At 51.2% G+C, this 20765-nt stretch carries 20 protein-coding genes and 1 tRNA gene; 8 read left to right on the plus strand and 13 right to left on the minus strand.

Annotated elements, in window-relative coordinates; translation table 11 throughout:
- Window positions 1-6: 6 nt before the first annotated feature.
- Together purB and dddP are read right to left on the minus strand one after the other, a co-directional pair.
- On the minus strand, window positions 7-1314 hold the full coding sequence (purB, locus tag UM181_11250; protein ID WQC61909.1) for an adenylosuccinate lyase: 1308 nt from the start codon (window positions 1312-1314) through the stop codon (window positions 7-9).
- 120 nt (window positions 1315-1434) lie between these two features.
- Window positions 1435-2778 carry a dimethylsulfonioproprionate lyase DddP gene (dddP, locus tag UM181_11255; GenBank protein WQC61910.1) on the minus strand — a complete coding sequence of 448 codons (1344 nt, stop codon included), beginning with the start codon at window positions 2776-2778 and terminating at the stop codon, window positions 1435-1437.
- 136 nt (window positions 2779-2914) lie between these two features.
- Between dddP and UM181_11260 the strand changes: the two genes are divergently transcribed.
- A complete protein-coding gene (locus UM181_11260) occupies window positions 2915-3667 on the plus strand; it encodes a DUF3445 domain-containing protein (protein WQC61911.1) in 753 nt (250 codons plus the stop codon).
- A 74-nt stretch (window positions 3668-3741) separates the two neighbouring features.
- Here the strand turns inward: UM181_11260 and glnA are convergent, their stop codons facing one another.
- The gene (gene glnA / locus UM181_11265) at window positions 3742-5148 is read right to left on the minus strand and encodes a type I glutamate--ammonia ligase (GenBank protein ID WQC61912.1); all 1407 of its coding nucleotides are present in this window, start codon (window positions 5146-5148) and stop codon (window positions 3742-3744) included.
- A 29-nt stretch (window positions 5149-5177) separates the two neighbouring features.
- Entirely contained in the window at window positions 5178-5516 is a 339-nt protein-coding gene (locus UM181_11270; GenBank protein WQC61913.1) for a P-II family nitrogen regulator, read from the minus strand.
- A 372-nt stretch (window positions 5517-5888) separates the two neighbouring features.
- On the opposite strand from UM181_11270, the gene UM181_11275 reads away from it, so the two are divergent.
- From UM181_11275 to tgt, 3 genes are all read left to right on the plus strand, one after another.
- A tRNA-Leu gene (locus UM181_11275) sits at window positions 5889-5973 on the plus strand.
- Window positions 5974-5996: 23 nt separating this feature from the next.
- Entirely contained in the window at window positions 5997-7328 is a 1332-nt protein-coding gene (tig, locus tag UM181_11280; protein WQC61914.1) for a trigger factor, read from the plus strand.
- A 156-nt stretch (window positions 7329-7484) separates the two neighbouring features.
- Window positions 7485-8615, plus strand: a complete 1131-nt coding sequence (tgt, locus tag UM181_11285) for a tRNA guanosine(34) transglycosylase Tgt (GenBank protein ID WQC61915.1) — start codon at window positions 7485-7487, stop codon at window positions 8613-8615.
- Between the two features lie 30 nt (window positions 8616-8645).
- Here tgt and UM181_11290 read toward each other — a convergent pair whose 3' ends face one another.
- The 5 genes from UM181_11290 to UM181_11310 form a co-directional block, all read right to left on the minus strand.
- A complete protein-coding gene (locus tag UM181_11290) occupies window positions 8646-9494 on the minus strand; it encodes a methyltransferase domain-containing protein (protein WQC61916.1) in 849 nt (282 codons plus the stop codon).
- 64 nt (window positions 9495-9558) lie between these two features.
- Window positions 9559-9963, minus strand: coding sequence for a rhodanese-like domain-containing protein (locus tag UM181_11295; protein WQC61917.1), 405 nt, complete (start codon window positions 9961-9963; stop codon window positions 9559-9561).
- Between the two features lie 2 nt (window positions 9964-9965).
- Window positions 9966-10415, minus strand: a complete 450-nt coding sequence (locus tag UM181_11300) for a CoA-binding protein (GenBank protein WQC64739.1) — start codon at window positions 10413-10415, stop codon at window positions 9966-9968.
- A gap of 5 nt (window positions 10416-10420) precedes the next feature.
- The gene (locus UM181_11305; protein WQC64740.1) at window positions 10421-10786 is read right to left on the minus strand and encodes a 2Fe-2S iron-sulfur cluster-binding protein; all 366 of its coding nucleotides are present in this window, start codon (window positions 10784-10786) and stop codon (window positions 10421-10423) included.
- On the minus strand, window positions 10786-12135 hold the full coding sequence (locus UM181_11310) for a selenium-binding family protein (protein ID WQC61918.1): 1350 nt from the start codon (window positions 12133-12135) through the stop codon (window positions 10786-10788). The genes UM181_11305 and UM181_11310 overlap by 1 nt, the downstream gene beginning before the upstream one ends.
- 103 nt (window positions 12136-12238) lie before the next feature.
- Between UM181_11310 and UM181_11315 the strand changes: the two genes are divergently transcribed.
- Window positions 12239-12973: an IclR family transcriptional regulator gene (locus UM181_11315; GenBank protein ID WQC61919.1), complete on the plus strand. Its 735-nt coding sequence runs from the start codon at window positions 12239-12241 to the stop codon at window positions 12971-12973.
- Window positions 12974-13092: 119 nt separating this feature from the next.
- Window positions 13093-13317: a hypothetical protein gene (locus tag UM181_11320; protein WQC61920.1), complete on the plus strand. Its 225-nt coding sequence runs from the start codon at window positions 13093-13095 to the stop codon at window positions 13315-13317.
- A 15-nt stretch (window positions 13318-13332) separates the two neighbouring features.
- Here UM181_11320 and UM181_11325 read toward each other — a convergent pair whose 3' ends face one another.
- From UM181_11325 to UM181_11335, 3 genes are all read right to left on the minus strand, one after another.
- Entirely contained in the window at window positions 13333-14505 is a 1173-nt protein-coding gene (locus UM181_11325; protein WQC61921.1) for an MFS transporter, read from the minus strand.
- 119 nt (window positions 14506-14624) lie between these two features.
- A complete protein-coding gene (locus UM181_11330; protein WQC61922.1) occupies window positions 14625-15221 on the minus strand; it encodes a hypothetical protein in 597 nt (198 codons plus the stop codon).
- A gap of 539 nt (window positions 15222-15760) precedes the next feature.
- Entirely contained in the window at window positions 15761-16123 is a 363-nt protein-coding gene (locus UM181_11335) for a 4a-hydroxytetrahydrobiopterin dehydratase (protein ID WQC61923.1), read from the minus strand.
- 268 nt (window positions 16124-16391) lie between these two features.
- On the opposite strand from UM181_11335, the gene UM181_11340 reads away from it, so the two are divergent.
- Entirely contained in the window at window positions 16392-16919 is a 528-nt protein-coding gene (locus tag UM181_11340) for a hypothetical protein (GenBank protein WQC61924.1), read from the plus strand.
- Between the two features lie 19 nt (window positions 16920-16938).
- Here the strand turns inward: UM181_11340 and UM181_11345 are convergent, their stop codons facing one another.
- A complete protein-coding gene (locus tag UM181_11345) occupies window positions 16939-18018 on the minus strand; it encodes a DUF2793 domain-containing protein (protein WQC61925.1) in 1080 nt (359 codons plus the stop codon).
- Between the two features lie 454 nt (window positions 18019-18472).
- Here UM181_11345 and UM181_11350 point away from each other — a divergent pair, with 454 nt between their 5' ends.
- On the plus strand, window positions 18473-20644 hold the full coding sequence (locus tag UM181_11350) for a hypothetical protein (protein WQC61926.1): 2172 nt from the start codon (window positions 18473-18475) through the stop codon (window positions 20642-20644).
- Window positions 20645-20765: the final 121 nt, after the last annotated feature.

The raw sequence follows: 20765 nt of genomic DNA on the forward strand, positions 1-20765 counted from the left end.
GCGGCTTTAACCGGCGCCAAATACGCGGTTGAAAATTGTATCAACGTGCTTTGTGTGATAGCCCAGATCAAATTTTTCTTCTATCTCAGCCTCACTCAGCGCGGCGCGCACTTCATCATCCGCCAAGAGCTCGGTTTTGAAATCTTTATTATCTTCCCAAACCTTCATCGCGTTGCGTTGCACCAACCGATATGAATCTTCGCGGCTTACGCCGGCTTGCGTCAACGCCAAAAGCACCCGTTGGCTCATCACCAGACCGCGGAACTTATTCATATTGGCCAGCATGTTATCTGGATAGATCACCAATTTATCAATCACTTGTGTCAAGCGGTTCAGGGCGAAATCTAAGGTGATCGTTGTGTCTGGTCCGATATTTCGTTCGACCGAGCTATGCGAAATATCACGTTCATGCCAAAGCGTTACGTTTTCCAGCGCGGGCACCACGGCCATGCGCACCAGACGGGCCAACCCGGTGAGATTTTCCGTTAAAACAGGATTGCGTTTATGCGGCATTGCAGAGCTGCCTTTTTGCCCCTTTGAGAAAAACTCTTCCGCTTCAAGCACTTCTGTGCGCTGCATATGGCGAATTTCAGTGGCGATGTTCTCGATGCTGCTGCCGACAACGCCCAAAGCGGCAAAAAATGCTGCGTGGCGATCGCGCGGGATCACTTGCGTGCTGATCGGTTCTGGTGTCAGACCCAGCTTCGTGCAGACATGCTCTTCCACCTGCGGATCAATATTGGCAAATGTACCCACAGCGCCAGAGATTGCGCCCGTTGCAATTTCGGCGCGCGCGATGCGCAACCGCTCAAGGTTACGATCCATTTCAGCGTAGAAGCGCGCAAAGGTCAGGCCCATCGTGGTAGGCTCGGCGTGGATGCCATGGCTACGCCCGATGCGGATGGTCATTTTATGCTCGTAAGCGCGCCGCTTCAGGGCTGCAAGAAGCGCTTGAACATCCGCAATCAGAAGGTCTGCCGCGCGTACCAATTGAACGTTGAGACAGGTGTCCAACACATCTGAGCTGGTCATTCCTTGATGTACGAAACGGGCTTCTTCAGATCCGATATGCTCTGCCAGATGGGTGAGAAATGCGATCACATCATGTTTCGTAACTGCTTCGATTTCATCAATACGCGCGATATCAAATTCTACATCTTTGGCCCGCCAAACCGCATCCGCATTGGCTTGAGGGATCACTCCAATATCTGCCATAGCCTGACAGGCATGGGCTTCGATTTCATACCAGATGCGAAATTTGCTTTCGGGTGACCAGATGGCAACCATGTCTGGGCGGGAGTAACGAGGGATCATAAAATTTAGCCTTGCTTGAAGAAAAGATGGCTTCTTTTAGAGCTGCTTTCTTGTCGGGGCAAGGGGGCGGCTTTGCGCGCGAGGCGGGCCTTTAATGCGGGGCTCGGCCCGGTCTGTTGTCTAGGCTATGCCCATCAGTCTTGGGTCAAACGGGTAGGCCGATAGGTTCTCAAAGCCTTCAGGTGTGATCAAAACTTGATCTTCCAGCTTAATCGAAAAATCGCCCCCCTCGGGGCTGACCAAAGCTTCAACGCAAAGCACCATACCCGCTTCAAGTGGATAATCGTAAGCCCCTTCGACGAAGGTGTCAGCATAGGCAATCAAAGGCCATTCATCGCAAAGGCCGACACCATGCATCAGGCAGCTATATTTGCCCTTTTGATATTCTGGCGCCAGCTTATGGGCGTTCTTCGTTAGCGCTGGTATCATGACACCGGGTTTGAGCATTTGCATATTTTGCATGATATGCTCATGGGCGTGCTGCATAGCAGAAATCATATCTGGGCGCGGGTTCTGATCTCCGATCCACCATGTTCGGCTGATATCAACGCAGATCCCGTAGGATCCAATGAGATCTGTATCAAAGGCGAGAATTTCGTTATTTTGCACAATCCGTCCGCTGCATTCTTGAAACCAAGGATTGGTGCGCGGGCCCGATGTGAGCAAGCGCGTTTCAATCCACTCACCACCTCGCCGGATATTCTCAGCATGCAGCACCGCCCAGATATCATCCTCGCTCATTTGGCGCTGTGCCACCCCTGCGCGCGCGGTGTTTTCCATCACCGCGATAGCGGTTTCGCAGGAATGCGAGGCGCAGCGCATTGCCAAAATTTCATCCGGACCTTTGATCGAGCGGGCTTTTTCGGTGAGCTCTTCACCTTCCATTATTTCAAAGCCCTGCGCCTCTAACGCGCGCAGCCCATGCAGCATGATTTTATCCACCGCCAACCGGCGATTGCCACCCCCGTGTTGCTTGATCAATTGCCGTATTTCATTTGAAAAGGCATCGGCTGCGATATCAACCTTATCGCCACGGTCAAAATAAAATAAATCAGCGCCAGCGCGCTGCTCGCGCACCAGCGGGTTAAACTCAGATAAAAACGGGGCGTTTTTGTAGTCCCAGATCACCATATAGCCATCTGCGCAAATCAACACAGCCCGAAACGGGTTATGGCTGTTCCAAAGCTGCATGTTGGTGCTGTCGGTTGCATAGCGAATGTTTAAGGGATCAAAGATCAGTAACCCGCCGTAATCACGATCCACGATATGCTGAGTGAGGCGGTTCCACCGATAGCGCCGCATGGCTTGCAGATCGGGCAGGATCAATCCGGCCCGCTGCCATTCCTGATAGGCCAGTTGCGTCGGGCCGATTTCAACGCGATTTTGATCATTGGGCGTATTATCGCCCAAAACCGCCCCCCGCGCCGGATCAATTTTGCGCCCGTCTCGATAAACCTTTCCCATTTGCAGCCCCGCGTAAATAAAACGAATGTCTGCATTACGTTGAATCATGGTTTGAAATGGGTCAAAAACAATTACGACATCGCGTTTGTGCGTTTGCGACTTGCAGGGCGCGCAGTTTTGGCAAAAACTGTTCCTTATGACTGAGATTTTACAAAATGAGTTGCCTTATGACGTGTCACATCACGGCGCCCTACCGGGGATTTCCCCTTTGGCGCCGGAGGCGTGGTTGATCGTGGATGAGGCTTATTCGGCCCAAATCCAGCTGCGGGAAACTCTACTTAAACACCAGCGCGACAAAGTGTTGCGTTTAGCCCCAGAAGCTTTCGCGGCAGCGCAAGAATTGCTGGGGATGGCGCTTGGGTTTGCCACTGCCCATTTGGGATTTGAGAGACACAAAGATAGGATTATTTGCCCCGATGGTCGCTTGGTCTTGATCGATGATCAGGATCCGCTGGCCACTTTGGCGCGCGCGTTGCAAAATGATTTTTGCCTTTTGCAGCCGCGCGGTGCAGAACATCTATTGACGGGGGCCATATTATGTTTTCCCGCCAGTTGGACGCTTGCTGAAAAATTCATGCATCCTTTATCCAGGATCCATGTGCCCGTGCCGAGTTATGATGCCAATATAACAAAGCGCGTGCAGCGTTTGTTCAATGGAATTCAAGTTGGCCGGCCGCTTTGGCGGTGCAATTACCTGCATTATGATGCGCCTGACCTGTTTCATCCACGCATGGAAGCCGATCCGCGCAGCGGCGTGTCAGAAGGCGCAGGCCCTTATATTCGCAGCGAACGCCAAACCTTATGCCGTTTGCCCAAAACTGGTGCCGTGGTGTTTGGCATTCATACGTTTGTTTTGCGAAATCAAACCTTTCAGGCAGATAAAGCGTAAGCGCGGTTTCATTCCGCTGAAAATAAAAAGGGCGCCAAAAAAGACGCCCTTCTTGACCTTATACACTCATCATTTTAGCAGCTGTAATACATGCCGAATTCAACCGGATGCGGCGTGTGCTCATAGGTTTCGATCTCTTCCATCTTCAGCTCAATATAGCCGTCGATTTGATCTTTTGTGAACACGTCACCTGCCAATAAATAATCATGATCTGATTGCAGCTCTTCCATCGCTTCGCGCAAAGATCCGCACACTGTTGGAATATCGGCCAGCTCTTCTGCTGGAAGATCATACAGGTTCTTATCCATCGCTTCGCCCGGATGCGTTTTGTTTTTAATGCCGTCAAGGCCAGCCATCAGCAGGGCCGCAAAGCACAGATAAGGGTTGGCTGAAGGGTCGGGGAAGCGCGCTTCAACGCGTTTCGCCTTTGGCGATTCTGTCCATGGGATCCGAACGCAGCCAGAACGGTTTCTGGCCGAATAAGCGCGCAGAACTGGCGCCTCAAAGCCTGGAATTAACCGCTTATAGCTGTTGGTTGAGGGGTTCGTAAACGCATTCAAAGATTTGGCATGCTTCAAAATACCGCCGATGAAATATAAGGCCTCATCGCTGAGATCTGCGTATTTGTCGCCTGCGAAGAGTGGCTTGCCGTCTTTCCAGATCGACATGTTGCAATGCATGCCAGTTCCGTTGTCGCCCGCGATGGGTTTCGGCATGAATGTGGCTGATTTGCCATAGGCTTGGGCCACATTGTGGATCACATATTTGTATTTCTGCAGCTCGTCTGCCTGTTCTGTGAGGCTGCCAAAAATCAAGCCCAGCTCGTGCTGACAGCTGGCCACTTCGTGGTGATGCTTGTCAACTTTCATGCCGAGGCGCTTCATTGTCGATAGCATTTCAGAGCGGATGTCTTGCCCGTCATCGATGGGATTGACGGGGAAATACCCGCCTTTAACGCCAGGGCGATGGCCTGAATTGCCCGCTTCATATTCAGAATCTGTGTTCCATGAGGCGTCTAGCGCATCGACTTCATACGATACTTTGTTGATTGAATTTGAAAACCGCACATCATCAAATAGGAAAAACTCGGCTTCCGGTCCAAAATAAGCCACGTCACCAATTCCTGATGATTTCAGATAGGCTTCCGCTTTTTCTGCCGTGCCACGCGGGTCACGATCATACGCTTCCCCGGTATCGGGCTCAACCACAGAGCAGTGAACGCAAAGCGTTTTTTCTGCATAGAACGGGTCGACATACGCGCTGTTGGTATCCATCATCAATTTCATATCTGAAGCTTCGATTGATTTCCATCCAGCGATCGAAGAGCCATCAAACATGAACCCTTCCTCAATGAAGTCCGCATCGACTTGATCCGACATCACAGTTACATGCTGCAGCTTGCCTCGCGGATCCGTAAATCGAATATCTACATATTCAATATCTTCATCTGCGATGGTTTTGAGAACGCTTTCAGTACTCATTCCACTAATTCCTTTTGTCTTGAGTGGGTTTAAAGCGCGTCCGAGCCGGTTTCACCGGTTCGGATGCGGATGGATTGCTCGATTGGGCTAACGAATATCTTTCCGTCACCAATCTTATCGGTCTTTGCAGCTTGGACGATGGCTTCAATGGCCCCATCTACTTGATCGTCATCCAAAACAACTTCGATTTTCACCTTGGGCAAGAAATCGACAACATATTCGGCTCCGCGGTATAATTCCGTATGGCCTTTTTGGCGGCCAAAGCCTTTCACCTCGATCACGCTCAGCCCTTGGACGCCCAAATCTTGCAGGGCTTCTTTCACTTCATCAAGCTTGAAGGGTTTTATGATGGCTTCAATTTTTTTCACGTTCGCCTCCCTAATAGGTTTGCTTGCTAGGAACATAGAGCGGCGACATACTCAATCCTATGAGCGTTCAATCACGCCCGTCGACGGGCTGATCGGGCAGTCAAAGGTTAAAAATTAATCAAAGTGATTAAAATTTAATCAAAAGTGAATCGCCCATCCGTAACTGAATGAATTCCGGCAAAGCTCCGTGCGTCTTGGTTTGGACAAGTCTGCATCCGGCGAGGGGGCTGAAACATGGGCCATCTTCGCCCTCGTTGAAGCTGTAAATTGATTGTCGCTTACCAAGGCTCATTTTCTGCTCGCATCTGTTTAAATGTTTTGATAGAGGGTTTCGCAATTCAAGGGTTTGTCATAATCAAGCCTTAAAATACTGCGGGTGTGGCGAAATTGGTAGACGCACTAGATTTAGGTTCTAGCGCCGCGAGGCGTGGGGGTTCAAGTCCCTCCACCCGCACCAAATATTAAAAGGACAAGATAGATATGCAGGTCACTGAGACCCTCAAAGAAGGCCTTAAACGCGAATATTCAATCGTGGTAAGCGCCGCTGAGCTTGATGCGAAGGTCAATGAGAAATTGGCAGAAGCGCAGCCCGAAGTTGAATTGAAGGGCTTTCGGAAGGGCAAAGTGCCGCTCGCGCTGCTGAAAAAGCAGTTTGGAAAGCGGTTGCTGGGCGAAGCGATGCAGGAAAGCATCGATGGCGCGATGAACCAGCATTTTGATGATAGCGGTGAACGGCCGGCGCTTCAGCCTGACGTTAAAATGTCAAACGAAGATTGGAAAGAGGGCGACGATGTTCACGTCGACCTGAAATATGAAGCGCTTCCAACGATTCCCGAGCTTGAGTTCAAAACGGTTGAGCTTGAGCGTATGGTGGCGAAAGCCGATGCGGACAGCGTCGATGAGGCGTTGGGCAACCTGGCCGCATCATCGCAGAATTTTAAAGACCGTAGAAAAGGCTCGAAAGCCAAAGATGGCGATCAAGTGGTATTTGATTTCGTTGGTTCGGTGGATGGCGAAGAATTTGAAGGTGGCTCTGCCGAAGATTATCCTTTGGTTTTGGGTTCAAACAGCTTCATCCCAGGGTTTGAAGATCAGCTTGTGGGCGCGAAAGCCGGTGAAGAACTAGACGTTAACGTGACGTTCCCGGGCGATTATGGCGCCGAGAATTTGGCTGGCAAAGACGCATTGTTCAAATGCGCAGTGAAATCGGTGCAAGAGCCGGTTGCTGCGGAAATAAACGACGAACTGGCCACTAAATTTGGAGCCGATGATCTAGAGGCGTTGAAGACCCAAGTGTCCGAGCGGCTCGAAAATGAATATGCCGGCGCGGCTCGGGCTATTACCAAACGGGGCCTGCTGGACGCGCTTGATAAAATGGTAGATTTCGATTTGCCACCTTCCTTGGTCGAAGCCGAGGCAAAACAAATTGCGCATCAACTTTGGCATGAAGACAACCCTGAGGTCGAAGGGCACGATCATGACGAAGTCGAGGCCACTGCCGAACATAACACGCTTGCCGAACGCCGGGTGCGTCTTGGCTTGCTGTTGGCCGATATCGGCATGAAAGCCAGCATCGAAGTGACCGATGCTGAAATGTCGCAAGCCATCATGCAACAGGCCCAACAATATCCGGGCCAAGAGCGGCAGTTTTTTGAATTTGTGCAACAAAACCAAGCTATGCAGCAACAGATGCGCGCGCCCATCTTTGAAGATAAAGTTGTGAATTATGTGTTTGAACTAGCAACAATTACTGAAAAGACGGTAACGAAGGATGCGTTGCAAGCGGCAGTCGAGGCGCTTGAGGACAACTGATTTTTTCGATTTTATCGATAATCTGTATCAAAGCCCACCCTATTAGCGGTGGGCTTTGTTTGTTAAGAAGGCTGAAAAATTGGGTCGGCCTAAGTGTCCAAAAGCTGGATGCGGGTGTTGGGGCCAAATGGCTGTAAGAGGTGGTAACGTAGAAGAATGACGGATCGGTTTTCATATTCGGTTGCGGCAAGCGATGGCAAAGCGCGGACGGGAAAAATTTCGACTCCGAGAGGCGAAATCCGCACGCCTGCCTTCATGCCAGTGGGCACGGCGGCCACGGTGAAGGCGATGATGCCGGAAAGCGTGGCGGCAACGGGGGCAGATATTCTGCTTGGCAATACCTATCATTTGATGCTGCGGCCGGGGGCCGAGCGGGTGGATGCTTTGGGGGGCTTGCACAATTTTATGAATTGGCAGCGCCCAATTCTTACCGATAGTGGCGGGTTTCAAGTGATGTCTTTGGCTGGTTTGCGCAAACTGACTGAGCGGGGCGTTACCTTCAAATCGCATGTTGATGGATCCAAGCACGAGATTACTCCTGAACGCTCGATGGATATCCAACGCCTTTTGGGCAGCGATATTGTGATGTGTTTTGATGAATGCACGCCCTTTCCTGCGGACGAGAAAACCGCCTTAGACAGCATGCAATTGTCGATGCGCTGGGCGGCGCGTTCCAAAGAGGCATTCGGGGATCGCCCGGGGCATGCTTTATTTGGTATCCAGCAGGGCAGCGTGTTCCCTGAGCAGCGTGCAGAAAGCGCCGAAGCTTTAAAGGCCATTGGGTTTGATGGCTATGCGGTTGGCGGGCTCGCGGTTGGCGAAGGTCAAGAGGCGATGTTCTCGGTGCTTGATTATGCCCCTGATATGTTGCCGCAGGATAAGCCGCGCTATCTGATGGGGGTCGGCAAACCGGATGATATTGTGGGCGCGGTGAAACGGGGCATCGATATGATGGATTGCGTATTGCCCTCGCGCTCAGGGCGCACGGGGCAAGCTTTTACCCGCCAAGGCGTGGTGAATATCAAAAACGCCCGTCATCAGGACGATCCGCGCCCGCTTGACAGCGCCTGCAGTTGCCCGGCCTGCAAGAATTACTCGCGGGCGTATCTTCATCATGTTTTTCGTTCGCAAGAAATGATTTCGGGGATGCTGCTCACCTGGCATAATCTGCAATATTATCAGGATTTGATGGCCGATATGCGTGCGGCTATTGCGGCTGGTCGTTTTGCGAGTTTTGAAGCCGAGTTCCATGCTCAGAGGGCGGCAGGAGATATTGCCCCTTTGTAACCTGGCTTCGGCGCGCTTTGGATCGGTTTTTTAAGCGTGCGCGGTTACGATATAAACCGTAGCGCCATAAGAAATTTTGCCGTCTTTCTGGCGCGCCGCGGATTGCGCCAGCATCGAGCGGAAGACTTCAGCGCGCGCAGCCTCCCCCAATTCGGCCGCAGTCATAATTCGCGTGGCAAAGCCGATCTGCATCAGCAGCTTGGCATCTTCTTCGGGGCTGTCTTTAGTGGTCACTTCTGTGGGTGTTTTTGCGATCTCAACCTGCTGAAAACTGGCCTCTTCAAGCAGGCCGCGCAGATAAGCAGCATCGCTGAACGCCAAAGGCCCAGGCGCGCGACCTGGGGCGATGAAAGGCTGATCTGTATGTTGCAACACGGCTTGCAATGGCGCGTAAAAAAATTCGTTTTCCTCCAAAGGTGCCCAGCAAACAAAGCGTAACCTGCCTGCAACGCGCAGTGCGGATTTGATGTTTTGAAAGGCTTTCACCGGGTTTTCGAAGAACATAACGCCAAATCGTGAGATCACCGTATCAAGTTTTTGCACCGCAAAGCGATGCGCCTGCGCATCGGCCAAGACAAAGTTGATGTTCTTATGCTCCGCGCATTTCTGCGCGGCTAAATCTAAAAGCGGTTTTGAAATATCCAAGCCGGTAATCTGCACGCTTGGCGGTGCGCCTTTTGCAAGCGCAAGCGTGGTGGTGCCGCTGCCGCAGCCGATATCAAGAATCTTGCTGGATGGGTGAAGATCCAAATTTTCAAGAAGCAATTGACTGATGGTTTCCAGCCGCTCACTCATCAAACGGTCATTTTCCACCCAAGACAGGCCAGACGCTTCGTTCCAGAATTTCCCCTGATCTGGGTTTTCGCCAAAATCCGCCATTTACACGGCCTCGCTTTCGCTATGATTACTCTGGTTTACTATAAGGCAGGCGCGGGGTGGCGCATTACTTCTTTTCCACCGGCTCTATTGGCGCAGCGGCTTTTTGCCAGGCCGTGAAACCCCCAGCAATATGTGTGACTGGAGATAAGCCCATTTGCTGCGCGACCTGTGCGCTTAAGGCTGACCGCCAAGCGCTGGCACAATAAAACACATAGGTTTTATCTTGGTTGAACAGCTCTTTATGGTAGGGGCTTTCTGGATCAATCCAGAACTCCAACATCCCGCGCGGGCAAGAAAAAGCATTTGGTATTTTTCCCGAGCGCTGCAGCTCGCGAATATCTCGTAAATCGATGAAGACGTGATCTTGGCTGTTTAATAGGCCGGCGGCCTCTTCAACGGATATACTGGGCACGACAGCGTTGGCTTCTGCGAGCAATTTTTTGATACCTTTGGTTATTTTTTGCGCCATGGTTAAATTCCTAAATGCAGTTTGGGTTTCCAAAAGGGCCGGAAAAGTTCTATTTTTGGGCAGCGGTTCATTACCACTTTCATCCCCGCCTCTTCGGCAAGTCGCGCGGCGTCATCATTGCGGACACCGATTTGTCCCCAAAGCACTTTGGCCTTGATGGCAATTGCTTCGCGGGCGATTCCCAATAAATCCTCGGGGCGACGAAACACTTCCACCATATCCACAGGGCGGTCAATTGCATCCAGTGATGGGTAAACTTTTAATCCGCGGATTTCTTCCAAACCGGGGCGCGGGTTGATGGGGATCATATCATAGCCGGTTTCGCTGAGCACCCTTAAGACGCCATAGCTGAACTTGGTTTTATCGGGGCTGGCTCCGACCATAGCGATGGTTTTAACCGAGGATAGGATGTCATTTAAATACGCATCCGGATAAGGGGCATCGTGGTCCATATAGGTCATGGAGCTTTCTCCAATTTTGTGGCGATATCGGCTTTCAATTCATGCGGCGCAAGCGGATCCAAGAAGGGGTTGCGATAGAGCTTGTCATGGCTTTCAACGCCAATTTCCAACGTGCAATCGCTGAGCGGGCGGGCGACGCATAAAATGACATAGCCATCCGTAATCTGGCGATTGTTCAGCGCCACTTGCGGCGCTTGATTCACGCGGCCATCGGTAAGCTTAGCCGCGCAGGTGATGCAACCGCCATATTTACAGCCATAAGGCAAATCAACGCCTTGGTCGCGCAGGCTGTCTAGCAGCGGTTTGCGATGATCCACCTCATAGGTGGCGCCATCGCGGTTTGCCAACGTGATTTTATGCATCATAGCCAGATATCGCTTGTGCAATCGCCACCGGGATAGCGGGTTTCGTGGCACCGGCTTGGGCCGTTGGGCTCTTTGCCAAAATCCACCACGAAATTCGGGTCAATTTCCATGCCGCCATTTTCAGTGTCGCAATTCACCATCAACATACAGCCACCATTGGTTCGGATTTCTGGATAAAACTGATTGTCCCACGTACTGAACAAAGAGGTGGTGACATAGAGCCGCTTACCATCCAGGCTGAGCTGAATCATTTGCGGCCCGCCGGTGACTTTTACGCCGTTCACCTCTGGTGCTTTGCCCAGCAAGCCCCCCATCCACACCTGGCCGGTCAGTTTTGCATTGTGTGGATCGCTGATGTCATATTGGCGTATATCGCCATGCAACCAATTGCACAGGTAGAGATATTTATCATCCATCGATAAAAGAATTACCGAAATCACCCCGGGTACTGGGATCGGCCATTCCGGATGAGGTTCATTTTCAACATCGACAATTTTTTCCCATTGCCACTCGTCGTTTTGATCTTTCCACCAATGAATGATGTTTGCGCTGAGCGCGGCGCCGACAAAGCCATGCGAACTGTCCGGATCGTGATGAAAACGCACTTCCAATGGGATCAATCCATCTTCACCCAAATACATGCTTTTGATCGGCTCTTTCTTTTCAAAATCCCAAAAATGGATTTCGCGGCCATATTTAAGATGCCCCACTTCTTCCAGATCAAAACCGGGCATAAAGGTATTGGGCGCACCCCATTCAGAGCTTACCATCACGTTGTGGCGCGGTTGATACCAAAAATCATAGCCGAATTTGATATCGCCCATTGAGTTTTCCCAACGTCCAACGATTTCGAAGTCTTTATTGAGGTGTAAATAGCCCCCTGGTGCGTTGCCTTGCGCATCGCCCAGCATTGAAATGATAATTTCCGAACCCAAGCAATGGATTGTATGCGGTGCGCTGAGATTGGTTTTGGCTTTGATATCGGCCCCATCAATCACCTTGAAGAGCGTTGGATTGCGCGGGTCTGTGGCGCAATCGATGATATGGATATTGGAAGAGCGCACGCCGGGCACCAAAAGATATTTACGTTCCATTGAGGCGTCGTCAAAGCAAGAAGAACAGGCATTCCAGCCCATATGGTGCAGTTCATCGCCAATCCCGGGCACTTCGCAGCGGCTGATCACTTGCGAATAGGTGGGGCTGTCAGGATCATTATCGATTGTCGCCAGATAATCCGGTTTTTGGATGCCCGTGCCGGTGTAGATGGCGATTGTGTATAACAGCTTTTCTCGAGGTGCCTGCATCGCTTCGGCAGGGGAGGCATATCCGGGGCCGCAACATTCCATTTTATTCTCCTAACCGATTCGAGGTGCTTGACTTTTCGCAAGCAATTCTTATTACATGAGACAAATGTCTGTAAAGTGAGAAATTATGCATTTGGCGCGCGTGATGAAAGTATTGGAGGCTGTGGCCACGGCGGGCCGGCCAATCACGGCCTCAGAAGTGCAGCAATTGACCGATCTGCCGCGCCCGACCTGCTATCGTTTGTTGCAATCAATGCAGGTGGAGCAATTGCTGGATGAGGTGTCTTCAGGGCGGTTCATCGTTGGAGAAAGCTTGGTGCGCTTGGCGATTTTGGGGCAAACAGATGTGGATATTTGCCGCAGCGCCGCGCCAACATTGCAGCGCGCGGCAGATGATTTGGGCGAGGCGGTTTTTTTATCGCGCTTTCGCAATACGGGCGTTGAAATTATCCACGTAGAAGTGCCGGGCGATGCAAAGCGCTCATTCGTGCATCCTGGGCTCGGATTTCGCCCGATGCATGCTTGTTCATGCTCAAAAGTCATCGCAGCCTTTGCGGATGATCCGTTTCGACAAGAGATTTTATCTGGCCCGATGCGGTCCTTTACGGAATATACGCGCTGTGATCCGCAAAGCCTATCGCGCGAGTTTGATCAGATCCTTAGCAGCGGCTATGCCGAATGCGTGCAAGAAATCGAACTGGGTGTGTCGTCGGTTGCTGCACCGGTGCAAATCGGATCGGTCGGAGCGCTTTACAGCATTGGCGCCACCGGGCCGGTGCGCCGCTTCACCAAAGAACGCCGTGCTCAAATCGGAGCGCAGCTTTGCCTGATGGCGCAGAAAATGGGCCATTCTTTACAGGTTGCGGGGGCTGCCGCCTAGCGGGCCATGTTTGGATGAAAATTGGCAAAAGAGGTCGATTTTTGTGAACCGCAGCGGATCTCTAAATATCGCAAAGTTTTGGCCGTATATAAGGTGTTGAAGGCGATCAGGGGATCACAATGCAGCACCAAGAGGTTCATATTCCTAGTTTCATGCGTAGCTTTTTGGGTGATGTAAACACCTATTACGAGGCTTTGCCCGAAACGTTTCAGAGCGAATTAAAAAGCTATATGTATCATATTGCTTGGGCGGTGAATGAGGATCTGCCGATCGACGATCCAGATGATAAATTTGCTTTCATCAAAGACCGCTTTGATGCGGCGCGCAGGCGGCTGATGAACTAAGCTTTTTCGGTTTGCCTAAGCGGCTGCGGCTTTGGTTTTTGGCAGCGTGAGCACCAAAATCAATCCCAAAGCCATCAGAACGGCCAAGCCTAAAAAGGCGCTGTCATAACTTCCTGAATAATCAAACACCATGCCGGCAAGTATCGGCCCAATGGCGCCCCCGATCGTACCAAAAAACAAAATAATGCCAAACAGCGCCCCATGCGATTGCATCCCAAAATAATCCGCAACGGTGGGGGAAACGACGGAAAAAAAACCGCCATGGCCAAAACCGTAAAGCGCCATAAAAACGAATAAAGCGGTATGATTGTCCCATAAAAGCAAGGCGCCAAGACTGATTAAAATGGGGATAAAGCAGGCGCTATAGGCCGCTTGGCTGCCCAAGCGATCTTGGAAATACCCCGTTGCCAGCCGGCCGGCCATGCTGGCTGCGCCAATCACAGTTAGCAACAGGGCCGCGTGCGCGCCCGTCATCCCCAAATCTATGCCATAAACCGCAATATGTGTTGGGATTGTCATCAAGGTGGGAAAAAATAAAAATTGTATCAGACAAAGCTTTTTAAACGTCAAACTGCGTTTGGCGTTTTGAAACGAGGCAGTTGTAAGCTCGGCTTGCGCGGCTGTCGGCTGCGCGTTTTGCGGGCGCGACATTAACATGGCGGCTGCCAGAAGGGTGATCGCTGCCAACAGGCCTAAAATCACCAAACTGCTGCGCCAACCATAGCTAAGGATCAAAAAAGCAGTGATCGGGGGCAAGATCATTTGCCCCGCGGCGGTTCCCAGTTTTACCAAACCAGTGATGAAACCGCGCCCGTTTGGAAACCAACGCGCCACGGTTGAGAGGGTTACAACATCATGGGTGCCCATTCCCAAGCCAATAAAGATGACGAAGATCATGAGCAATTGCCACGGCTGCGTGATCTGGGACATTAAAATAAATCCAAGCCCATACATCAGCCCGGTAAAGCCTAAAACCAGCCGAGGGCCATAGCGATCAGAGAGGCGCCCCGCGATAATCGCCAACACCCCCATGACGAAAAATGCCAATGCCGAGCAGCTTGACAGCAGCGTCCGTGACCATCCGAATTCCGTTTCAAACGCGCTGAAAAACACCCCGTAAGAAAACAAAAAACCGATTACGATAAATTGGGTTAAGCACGCCCCGGCAAACACTTTATAGCGTGTCACATTTAGTCCTTTTTTCAATCTGGCTTGGCGCAAGCAAACGGCATTTGAGGCCCCGTTTGAGGCCTAGTTCACTAACCGGATGCACAGGATAGCCTGGAGTGCCAGCTTTGGTAAAGCGCTCAATTTAGCAATCCTCCATGTTGCCACGTGCCGCTTACGCGGCTGCCATCTTGCTTGAACAAAACCCCCAGCCCGTGGCGGCGGTTATTTTTAAAATAGCCCTGAAATAATTCTCCGTTTTCCAATAATAATTTGCCTATGCCGTTAAATTGGTCCTGCTGCCAAACGCCTTGATAAATCGCCCCCCAGGGCAATTCAAAACGGCCAAAACAATCGCTCCAGGGCGCAAATTTTGAGGTTGGGCAGGGTGGTTTATGGCGCTCGGCTTGCACGAAAGCGGTGTCAGTTTGATCTTCAACGGAAACCCAGCGCTGCGCTGGTTGCTGGGCCTTATCAAGCAGACGGCGCAGGGAAGAAGCTTCGCTGGTATGAGAGGCGACCGTTTGATATTGACCCAGTTGGGGCGCGTCCAATTGCGCAATGGGGAGAGAAATGCGTCGATCGAATTGGGCCGGCGGTGCACTGGCCTGGCTTTTGATTGCAGGCGCCAGCGCCAGCTCTGCCGCAAAGGTCAGCTCTGGCCGCCAGTCAACCCTTAAAAAACCGCTGCGGTCGATAATGGGCAGAGCAATCAAAACAAAAATAGCCGCGTTCAAGGCTAGGCTTATTATATTAAAGACCAGTTTTACTGCGTACACGCTGTGCCTTTCTCATCCCGCTGTGCTCTTTCGGTGGTGCCGTGGCGCGCCCGGGCGCGGTTGCGCTGTTGAGGCCCTGTCGCGCCGTCAGCCAAAAACGTAATACTTAAGATTGTGAAAGCAAGGGCGCCTCTGCGCGGCCTCTAATCCGTTTTTATCGCTGCAATGGCGCATTTGAAGCGCTCTCGCCGCTTCTTGCCCAATCGATCGTCGATCACGGTTGCGTTTCAGCCTTGGGCCTTATCTGGCTGTTTCACAGATCCATCAATAGGAAGTCGTGATGAGATTTACCACAAGTGGAAAAACCACCATAATTGCAATGATGATGATCATTGAGATCCCAGCGCCTTTTAAATTTCCCTGCTCGTTTGACATATTTTCTCCTCCTTTTAAGATCCATAGCATAAAAATCGTAAAATGAGGACTGTTCAATTTAAGCAAAGAGTCCCTTTTATATACATCAACGCCCGCGCTGGGGATTGGGTGCCTCTGACGGTTTAACCGGGCTGTTCTGCCATCTGAAGATCGTAGCGTGTATCGCAGCGTGCGGCCAAAATCAGATCGTTAAAATGTAAATTTGCAATCTTATGGCTCCACCAGATAACGGTCACTTTGCCCCATTCGGTTTGAATGCTGGGATGATGGCCCTCTTGTTCGGCCACCTCACCCACCGCATTCGTAAAGATGAGCGCGTCTTGAAAGTTCTTGAAGTTATAGCTGCGCTCGATGCGTTTAACACTATCGCGATGGGTCAGCGCCCAATTTGGGCTCTTGGCCAAAAAGTCAGCCAGTTCTGCAGCGCTGGCAGGGGCGGCATCCGGTTGGCATGCCACGCAGATCTTTTGGGAAAATTCAGTCATAGGGAGAGCGGCCTTTAAAAAGTGACAATTTTAGAAGGTAAGTATAGCGCAAAATGAGAGGGTGCAAAATTTAAAACCAACGTTTTTGGCGCTAGGCTTTTACGCGCAAGAAGCTGAGAGCGCCTTTGGTGAGGCTTTTCTGCAGGATCATAACAACCAATGTGTTTTGAGAATTTACGCAACGAATAGACGATTTCTGGCTGGTCGTTAGCAGCGCCTTGCTTTAGATGTAGCGTTCAGAGAAGTGGTAAAGACACGGAATGCCCAAGTGAGACGCTTAAAACGGATTATATTGGTTGGACTCTTATGCGCCCAACCTGTGTCTGCGCAGCAAGGCGGCTTTTTGAGCGAATTGTTTGGTCAAACACAGCAGCCCGCAAACGCGGGCCAAGAGAGCGTCATTGCGCCTTGGCAAGAAGAGATACAAGAGCCGGTTGAAGAGCCAAGCCTGCGCGAAATTGTTGCCCAACAACTTCCCTTTTACCCGTTGCTGATCGCAGAAAAAAACTATGAGAGCAGCTTGCGCTGTCTTGATCAGATTCAATATCTGTTTGATCAAAAAAATGAACAAGGCGACTTCACGATTTTACGTCAGGATTATTGGTTGGATGTGTTGCTTGAGGTGGAAATGGAATTGTATTTTTGCGACGGTCCGATGCTGCGATCTTATATCTCCAAAGATCGTGCGGTGCCTGCGCGCTGGTATTCCGTGCGGACTTCCTTACCGGAATTGTTGAAATCAACGGATCAAAACGAAGAAGATCTTGTTGAAATCGAGCCGCGTTGGACCGAATGAAAAGCCCAGTCCTGCTGGTTTATCCGATTTTAAAGCCCAAGAACCCAGTTGCGCCAGCAAGCAGAGTTGCGCCTGTTTGCGCGCATTGCGCCTGAAGCGCGACGGTATCACCTTCTTCCAGAGACGCGAGGCTTTGGGTTGAAAGCGTTGCGGATGAGTGGCTTTTAAGATCGGATAATACGCGCAATGAGGAGGCTCTTTCCCCCTCAAGCGGACAGTCAAATCTGATCTGGCAACTTTGTTCAACCGCATCCGTGTTGTTCAAGAACACATTGGCTGAAAAGAAATAGGTTCCAGCGCTGGGTGCGCGAAATTGATTTGCCTCGGCATCAAAACATAGCTGGTCATTATATTTGCTTTCGTTAACGGGGACGCGTTGCCAAACATTCTCCTTGAGCGGATAGTCGTAATTCAGCACGGCGTTAAAGCGCGGCAATGTGGGGCTTGATAAAATTCCGCTCTGGCTATCAAGGGTCAGGCTGTCTTGATGCGCCCCCGCCTCATCTATACGGCTGATCTTAAAATCATTTGAGCCAAAACACCCCATGCTCAGATGCGGCTTGTAATTATTTTGAAACACCAATCCGTTATCTTGCAATGCGGCATTTTTGTTCAGGACATGAACAATACCTCCTGTCGCGTCATCGCTTTGGCTGATGCTGGTCCAAAGAATTGTGTGTGACTGTACTGCAAGCCTTTGGGTTGCGGTGGTCGTGGCTTGGATCGAAAGCGCTTCAAGGGAGTGATGCGGATTGGCATCTGCCAAAACGACCCATGCGGACCCGTGATAAACCATCAGTTTTTTCTGATCCGAAACAAAGAGCCGCCAACCGGTTTTGGGCGTCAAGAACATCCAGGCGGCATCTTGCCAGATCGCGACGTGATGCGCCCAGCCTTGCCAGCCATCTTGGGCGTTTGGGGGCACCAGATAACACGTACCCTCTTTCTGCTCTGTGGGCGGCATGCTGAGCGCATCCGAAACGACGCTCATGTGGATTAATCCGTCAATTTGGCGAATGGCTTGATTATGCGTTACGTGTTTTTGGGCTTGTGCGGGTTGTATATAAGGGAGGGTCAGGCGGGGCGAGTGTTCAAACATACTTCAGCCAGTCAATAAGGAGCATCAACGCTTAAAGTGCCAGATAACGGGTTAAATCCTTCTCTCTGCGCGGCCCGCATCCTTAACCAAGGCTTAATCGGTTATTGCATGTTGGCCCTTTTTGGCAGCAATGGAATCTGACAGGCGGGTTGGCCTTTTAAGCCGGAGTTGCAGATTGGGCCGCCCTCGGCTTTTCGAAATGCACCCGCATTTTGCAGCGTTCACGCGCCGCGTGCGTTTCAGATTTTTGAAATTCAGAACCATAATATATTATATCGAGGGCGGTTTTCAAACGCTACTGGCTACCCGATATCTGCACCATCTTGCGCGAAGCTGTAACAAGTTAAATTTAATTTTTTGCAAGTGCCGCAATACTGCCGTGTTTCATTAAGCCTTTTTGCGGGGGTTTTCTCCAGCCTGACAGCCATGCGTGGGGACGCTTGGGGGTAGGGAGTTGATTGATATTCACTGGAAGGGTGCGTTTGGGGCAACGCAATTTGAACCGGATCAACGGCCGATTGGATTTTGGGCTGACCCGGTTAAAGGCAATTTGCACGCGTTGGATTTTCAAGACGCCAAAGAATTTGTGTTTTCGCTGCAAAACGGGGCCTCTGAAACGGGCGTAATAACGGCGTTAAAATCAGAGAACTATCATGAGTTTAACGCCGCAGGCATTCAGTACAGGATAGATGAGGCATATTTGCAGGCCGCCAGTCAGCGGCATGACGGCGGCTCTGGTGTTTCAAATAGCTTTTTTTGGCATAACCTTGGGAGCGGGCAATTCAATCAAAGTGCGCATATTCTTCAATTGGGTGAAGATAATGCCAGTCAGTTTGCACTTGGATCCCGCGCCGGACATGGGTTTGCTTTATTGGATGAACCGCGCCAGAATAAAAACCCGGTTTGGGCATCACTTCCTGATCAAAACCACCACTATTTAGACAAGCTGGTTGACCTTGCTGCCATTCGCAGCGATTCAGGATATTATATTTATGCTGCCTCAGGGGTTGAGGCAGGCCTTTCCAGCTTTCATGTCGCAGCGGGCCAAGACGTATCATTCTTACAAGATATTGGTGCCAAGCAATCTTTGCCGATTGCCGGGATCACGCAAGTTGAAGCCGCCTCGTTAAACGGGGCGCGGTTTTTGATAGTGGCCGCGCAGGGTACAAATTCTGTCACCGTCATGCGGGTGGCCGAAAATGGTCACTTACGCCCCGTGGATCACCTGTTGGATGATCATATCATGCGGTTTTCTAATCCATCAGCGCTGAGTTATACCGAATTTGATGGGCGCGGCTTCGTTGCGGTGTCGGGGGCAGATAACGGGCTCAGCGTGTTTGAGCTTTTGCCCGATGGTCTTCTGTTACATCAGCGCACATTCCTTTCCTCCGCCGAGGGCGGGGCGATTGGGGCGGTTTCGCACTTGGAGTTTGTGCAAAATGGGTCTGAGATTCTGTTGTTAAGCCGGTCCTCTGATCAAGCGGGTATTGGCCTTTTTCAACTTGAACTGGGGCAGCGAAAATTAGAGGGCATTCAGGGGGATCAGGATCATAATCTTTTGATTGCCAGCGCCAATGATCGATATCTTTACGGCGGCGCGGGCGCAGATATTTTGATTGATGCAGCTCATACCCAGTCATTATCGGGGGGGGCGGGTGCTGACCGCTTCGTGATGAGGGCAGACGCCGCGCATGACGTGATCGTCGATTTTGATCCTTGGGCAGATCAATTAGATTTATCATTTTGGCCAGAGCTGTACAGCGTAGATCAACTGGATTTTGACGCGCTGGTTGATGGCGCGCGGCTCAGTCATGGGGATGAAACCCTTACATTAAAGACCGTAGCAGGGCAGATCTTAGAGCGCGCCGATCTTCAAAGCATCGACGTTCAGTTTGCATCACATTTTGAGGTTGAATTGGCTGAAAGGCTCATCAGTGAGCCCGCACCCGCGGATCCGGCGTTAAAGCCCGGCGTGACGCTTGCGGCGCCGCAGCCGGATACCGTGTTTCCGCTACCATCTTCAGAGGCTGCAGCTTTGCCCAAGATTTTATCGGCGCTTGAGGCAGAAGCAAGCGGCGCTTCGTTTATGCAAGCCGTTTTTGAGGTCTTTTCGTTAAGCTCCAACTGGGACACGCCCGTAACCCCTGCGCATCAGCTGCCTTTGGTCGGGGCCCATTCCGGCGTTACGGTGGCCGGCAATGAGGGCGCTGATGCATTGCTGGGCTTGAGCGGGCACGATATTTTATTAGCAGGCGGCGGAGATGATCTTTTATCAGGTGGGTCTGGTTATGATCGTTTGTTTGGCGGCGCGGGAGAAGATATTCTTTTTGGGGGCGAAGGGCAGGATTATCTTGTTGGCGGCGCTGGTCGAGATTGCTTTGTTTTCGCACCCCCATCGGGCAATGAGGTTGATATTGTAAAGGATTTTGATCCAAATTTTGACCAGCTTTGCTTTCTGACCCGCAATGGCAAAGCCGCTCAAGCGGGGTTTGAAAACCTGAATATGCAAGCGCATGATCAGGATCTTTGGATCGATTTTGCCGGGCGTGGCATTCTTCTAAGCGGGCTTGATCTGTCAGAGTTCAACGAGGCGCATGTCGTCTTTGATAGTTTTGGGGTGTGGTGACCACAGCGCTTAGGCGCTTTGGGCTCATGGGGTAGCCGGGTCCAAGATTGGAAGAAAATGCAGTTACAGCCGCGCTGGCTTTAGTTTTGCTTGACCTTATCCCAGCCTTACGGCTTTACAA

It is taken from the genome of Alphaproteobacteria bacterium US3C007 (assembly GCA_034423775.1).
Classification (GTDB): Bacteria; Pseudomonadota; Alphaproteobacteria; order Rhodobacterales; family Rhodobacteraceae; genus Thalassovivens; species Thalassovivens spotae.